This window comes from Zestomonas ipomoeae (assembly GCF_057128665.1).
In genome coordinates, this window is sequence record NZ_JBSKHQ010000037.1 from 1 (window position 1) to 5948 (window position 5948).

General features: G+C 69.0%; 2 protein-coding genes. Both read right to left on the reverse strand.

Going from position 1 to position 5948, the window contains the following annotated elements:
• The coding region (locus ACWKV7_RS23530) for a condensation domain-containing protein (protein WP_483860138.1) at positions 1 to 1689 on the reverse strand (1689 nt) is incomplete at its 3' end.
• A partial coding sequence (locus tag ACWKV7_RS23535) for an amino acid adenylation domain-containing protein (RefSeq protein WP_483860139.1) occupies positions 1686 to 5948 on the reverse strand: 4263 nt, incomplete at its 5' end. The genes ACWKV7_RS23530 and ACWKV7_RS23535, both read right to left, overlap by 4 nt.

A 5948-nucleotide genomic window follows, 5' to 3' on the forward strand; every position in this document is an offset into this window, starting at 1 on the left:
CTTCACGCCCTGGGCGATCAGCAGGTGGGCCAACTGATTGGCGCGGGCCTCAAGCTCGGCGTAGCTCAGCCGCTCGGTGCCGTGCACCAGAGCGATGGCATCCGGGCGAAGGGCCGCCTGTTCGGCGAACAGCGCGGGGAACAGGCGCGAGTCGTCATGCTGTTCACGGGGGTGGTTCCAGGCATCCAACTGGCGCTGGTCCTGCTCATCGAGCAGCGCCAATTGCGCCAGGGCCAGGTCGGGCGACTCGCACAGCCGCTGCAACAGGCCGACAAAGTGCTCGACCATGCGCTTCACCATACCGCCGTGCAAACGCTCACGCGCGTAGGTGAAGATCAGGCGCAGCTCGCCGGCGGCGTCCTCCTCGCTGTCCAGCGCCAGGTCGAACATGGCGTGGGGAACGGGCTGCGCCAGCGGGGCCAGGCGCAGGCCGGGCAAACTGGCCAGCGTGCCGAGGTCGCGCCGCTGATGGTTGAACAACACCTGGAACAGCGGCGTCTGGCCTAGGCTGCGCTCCGGCGCCAAGGCCTCCACCAATTGATCGAACGGCAGGTCCTGATGGTCCTGCGCCTCCAGCGCCGCCTGCCGTACCTGGCCGAGCAGCTCGCGGAAGCTCAGGCCCGGCGCGAGCTGTGCACGCAGCACCTGGGTGTTGACGAAGAAGCCGATCAGCGGGGCGATCTCCGGGCGCTGGCGGTTGGCCACGGGCACGCCGACGCGGATGTCGCGCTGGCCGCTGTAGCGTGCCAGCAGCAACTGGAAGGCGGCCAGCAGGACCATGAAGGTGGTCGCCCCCTCCCCCTGTGCCAGTTCCCGCAGACGCGAAGACAAGCCGGCCGGCAAGGCGGTGGCAATGCTCTCGGCATGGCGCGGACCGCCTGCCGTGACGCCCTCCCCGCGCTCGCGGTAAGGCAGGGCCAGCACCGGCTGTTCCGCGCCCAGCCGCTCGCGCCAGTAATCGAGTTGACGCTCACGTTCGCCGGCCTCCAGCCAGGCCCGCTGCCATATGGCGAAGTCGGCGTACTGGATCGGCAGTTCCTCCAGCGTCACCGGTTGACCACTGCGCAACGCCGCGTAGCCGCGCACCAGTTCCTCACTGAACACACCGACGGACCAGCCATCGGAGACGATGTGATGGGTCACCACCTGCAGGCGCCACTGGTACTCGTCCAGGCGCAGCAGTTGCACGCGCAGCAGCGGGCCGTTGGCCAGGTCGAAGCGCCGTGCGGTATGTTCGCTGGCCACACGTTCGAGCGCATCCGGCTCGCCGCGCAGGTCGCGTTCTTCCAGGGCCAGCGGAGCAGCCGGGTCGATCACCTGCCAGAGCTGGTCGCCCTCGGAAACGAAGCGCGTGCGCAGCGCCTCGTGGCGCTCGACGATGGCGGCCAGCGCGCCCAGCAATGCGTCGCGGTCCAGCTCACCTTCCAGATTGAAGGCGCCGACCATGTGGTAAGCGCTGCTGTCCGGTTCCAGTTGGCAGACCAGCCACATGCGCTGCTGCGCATGGGAGGGCGGCACGCGCGCGCCGCGCGGTGCCGGCACCAACGGCAGCAGATCGAAGCGGATACCCTTGCTGCCCAACAATTCGAGGAAACGCCTTTGCTCAGGCGCGCCGAGGGCGAGGAAGCGCCGCGCCAGGGCAGCCTTGTCGATAGCGGGTTGCTTGTCGGTACTCGGTTGATTGCTCACAGCGACTCCAGCTCATCCAGCAACGCGGCCATTTCACGCAGCGCGTCGTCCTCTTGCTCGGCAGCGGCCGGCGCTTGCTGCGCCAGCGAATCCGCCAGGGCGGCGAGGTTTTCCAGTTCGAAGAAGGCGCGCAGCGGCACCTCCACATTCATTTGCTGGCGCACCTGGGCCACGACCTGGGTCGCCAACAGCGAGTGCCCGCCCAACTCGAAGAAGTTGTCATCGAGGCCCACCTGCGGCACGTCCAGCACGCTCTGCCAGATGGCCGCCAGCGCCTGCTCCAGCTCGTTCCGCGGCGCGCGGTAGCTGCGTGTCTGCCATTGCGGCTCGGGCAACGCGCGGCGTTCCAGCTTGCCGTTGGGCAACAGCGGCAGCGCCTCCAGACGCACCAGCGCGGCGGGCACCATGTGCTCGGGCAACTGCGCTCTCAGCGTGGCTTTCACGGCGGCTTGCCAGGCGCGCTCGTCATCGATGATTTGCGCCGCTACCAGATAGCCGACCAGTTGCTTGCCGGTCGGCGTGTCGCGCGCCACCACCACGGCTTCGGCGACGCTGTCTTGGGCCATCAGCTGCGCCTCGATCTCACCCAGCTCGATGCGGAAGCCGCGAATCTTCACCTGGTGATCGATACGCCCGAGGTAGTCCAGCGTGCCGTCGGGGCGCCAGCGCGCCAGGTCGCCGGTGCGGTACATGCGCTCGCCGGGCGCACCGAACGGGTCGGGCAGGAAGCGCTCCGCGGTCAGGTCCGGGCGCTGGTGGTAGCCGCGCGCCAGGCCGATTTCGCCGCCGATGTACAGCTCGCCGGCCACGCCGATCGGCCGCGGGTTGAGGTCGCCGTCGAGGATGTACAGGCGGCGCGGGCCGACCGCGCTGCCGATGGGGGCATAGGCCGCTTCCAGGGGATCGCCAGGATGGGCGACCCAGATCAGCGGGGTGATCACGGTCTCGGTCGGGCCGTAGCCGTTGATGATGCGTTCCGGCCGCAGCACTCTCTGCAGGCGCTCGTAGGTCTCGCGGGTGAAGGCTTCGCCGCCCAGGGTCCAGCTGCGCACCGGCAAGGTCAGTTGCTGCGCTTCGACCCAGTCCAGCAGCGGCTGCATGTAGCTCGGCGGGAAACAGGTGAAGGTCACTCCCTCCCGCACCAGCGCGTCGCAGGTCTGCTCGGCCGACCACAGCGCCTGGTCGCGAATCACCAGCCGCGAACCGCAGGCCAGCGGCACGGTCCAGCGCTCCACCGCGGCATCGAAGCTGATGGAGGAGAAATGCAGCTCCACGTCCTCCGGCGTCATGCCATAGCGTTCGCCGGTGGTCTGCACGTGCATGCTCAGTCCGCCGTGGTTGATCGCCACACCCTTGGGCTTGCCGGTGGAGCCGGAGGTGTAGATCAGGTAGGCGAGGTTCAGCGGGTGCAGGCGCACGTCCGGCGTTTCGGCGGAATAACCGGCCAGGTCGACCGAATCCAGGCAGATGACATCCACCCCCGCCAGCGGCAAGCGCTCCACCAGGTGGGTGCTGGTGACCAGCCACTTCAGCCCCGAGTCCTCGACCATGTAGGCCAGGCGCTCGCGCGGGTAGTCCGGGTCCAGCGGCACGAAGGCGCCACCGGCCTTGAGGATTGCCAGCAGCCCTTCGATCATCGCCGTGCCGCGCTCCAGCGACAGGCCGACGCGGGCGTCCGGGGTCACCCCCCTGTCGATCAGCAGCCGGGCCAGGCGATTGGCGCGCGCCTCCAGCTCGGCGAAGCTCACCCGCTCGTCGCCGTGCACCAGGGCGATGGCGTCCGGGTGCTGGCGCGCTTGCTCGGCGATCAGCTCCGGCAGCAGGCGACCCGCGTCGAACGATTGCTCGCAGTGGTTCCAGGCATCCAGCTGGCGCTGATCCTGCTCATCGAGCCGCACCAGTTGCGCCAGGGGCAGGCCGGGCGCCTCGCACAGGCGCTGCAGCAGGCCGACGAAGCTTTCAGCCATGCGGCGGATGCTGCGTGTCTCATACAGCTCGCAGGCATAGCTGACGTAACCGGAGAGGCTGCCGTCGACGTGCTCCTCGGTGTCCAGCGCCAGGTCGAAGAGCGCACCGGCGGCACCCGGATCGAAGGGTTCGACACGCAGGCCCGGCAACCGGTCGAGGCCACTGAAGTCCACCTGCTGGTGGTTGAACGACACCTGGAACAACGGGTGATGGGCGAGGCTGCGGGAGGGTTGCAGGGCCTCCACCAATTGGTCGAAGGGCAAATCCTGATGGGCCAGGGCATCGCGGCTGGCGCGCTGCAACTCGCCCAGCAACTCGCGGAACGGCGTGGCGCCGGTGGGCGTGCCGCGCAATACCAGGGTATTGACGAAGCAGCCGAGCACCCCCTCCACCTGCGGCAGGCTGCGGCCGGCCACCGGTACGCCGACACGAATGTCTTCCTGCCCGCTGTAGCGGTACAGCAGCGTCTGCCAGGCGGCCAGCAGGACGCTGAACAGGGTGGCGTTCTCGCGTTGGGCCAGGGCCCGCAGTTGGCCGGTCAGGCTTGCTGGCAGCGCGAAGCGCAGGCGTGCGCCATGCAGCCCGGTCTTGGCCGTGCGTGGGTGGTCGGTGGGCAGTTCCAGCAGCGGCTGGTGCTCGCCGAGCTGCGCCTGCCAATAGGCGAGCTGGCGCCGTGCCTCGCCGCTGGCCAGCCAGGCGCGTTGCCACTGGGCGTAGTCGGCGTACTGCACCGGCAACGACTGGAAAGAAGGCGCCTTGCCTTCGGCCAGCGCGGCGTAGGCGGCGCAGAATTCCTCGATGAAGCGCTGCATCGACCAGCCATCGGAGGCGATGTGGTGCTGGACCATCAGCAGGCGGTATTCCTGGTCGCCCAGGCGCAGCACTGCCACACGCAGCAGCGGGTCCCGCGCCAGGTCGAACGGCGTGGCCAGCAGCTCGGCGGCGATGGCCTCGGCCGTGGCCTCGCGCTGTTCGGCGGGCTGCATGCGTAGGTCGTGCCAGTCGATACGCTGCCCTTGCGGCAGCAGGATGCGCTGGCGCGGTTCGCCCTGGCGCTCGACGAAGCGCGTGCGCAGGGACTCGTGGCGGGCCTCCAGGCAGTCGAAAGCACCTTGCAGGGCCTGGCGATCCAGGCGGCCATGCAGGTTCAGGCCGGCGGGCATATGGTAGGCGCCGCTGGCCGGGTCGAGGCGGTTGAGGAACCACAGCCGGTGCTGGGCGTGGGACAGCGGCAGGTCATCGCCCCGCGGCAATGCACGCAGTTGCGGCAGGTCCGCCTCGGCGGCGATCAGTTGCCCGGCGCAGTCGGTCAGCGCCGGCGTATCGAACAGCGCCTTCAGCGGCAGCACGAAGCCGCGCTGCCGCGCCCGGCTGACCACCTGCAAGGCGACGATGGAGTCGCCGCCCAACTCGAAGAAGTGCGCCTCGCGGCCGATGGATTCGATGCCCAGCACTTCGCTCCAGATGCCGGCGAGGATGCGCTCGGCCTCGCTCTGCGGCGCTTCGTAGCCCTGGCTCTGCCACACCGGTTCCGGCAACGCCGCGCGATCCAGCTTGCCCGCCGGGGTCAGCGGCAGTTTGGCCAGGGCGATGATCTGCGTGGGCACCATATAGTCCGGCAGGGTTTGGGCGAGCGAAGCTTTTAACTCCCTCTCCCTCTGGGAGAGGGCTGGGGTGAGGGAAACCGCGGAGTCGCCTGGGACACCCTCTCCCCCGGCCCCTCTCCCGGAGGGAGAGGGGTGTTTAAGCACGACGTAGCCCACCAGCTGCTTACCGCTCGGCGTCTCACGAGCGATCACCGCCGCTTCGGCCACCCCGTCCAGGGCCAGCAGCTGGCTTTCGATTTCGCCCAGTTCGATGCGGAAGCCACGGATCTTCACCTGATGGTCGACCCGGCCCAGGTAGTCGATCACGCCGTCATCGCGCCAGCGCACCAGGTCGCCGGTGCGGTACATGCGTTCGCCCGGTGCGCCGAAGGGGTCGGGCAGGAAGCGTTCGGCGGTCAGCTCCGGGCGCTGGTGGTAACCGCGGGCCAGGCCGATCTCGCCACCGATGTACAGCTCGCCGGCCACGCCGATGGGCAGCGGGTTGAGTTCGCTGTCGAGTACATACAGGCGGCGCGGGCCGACGGCGGTACCGATGGGCGCGTAGGCCGCCTCGAAGCTGTCGCCGGGGTAGGCGCTCCAGATCAGCGGGGTGACCACGGTCTCGGTGGGGCCGTAGCCGTTGATGATGCGTTGCGGCTTGAGCGTGCTTTGCAGGCGTTGGTACAGCTCGCGGGTGAAGGCTTC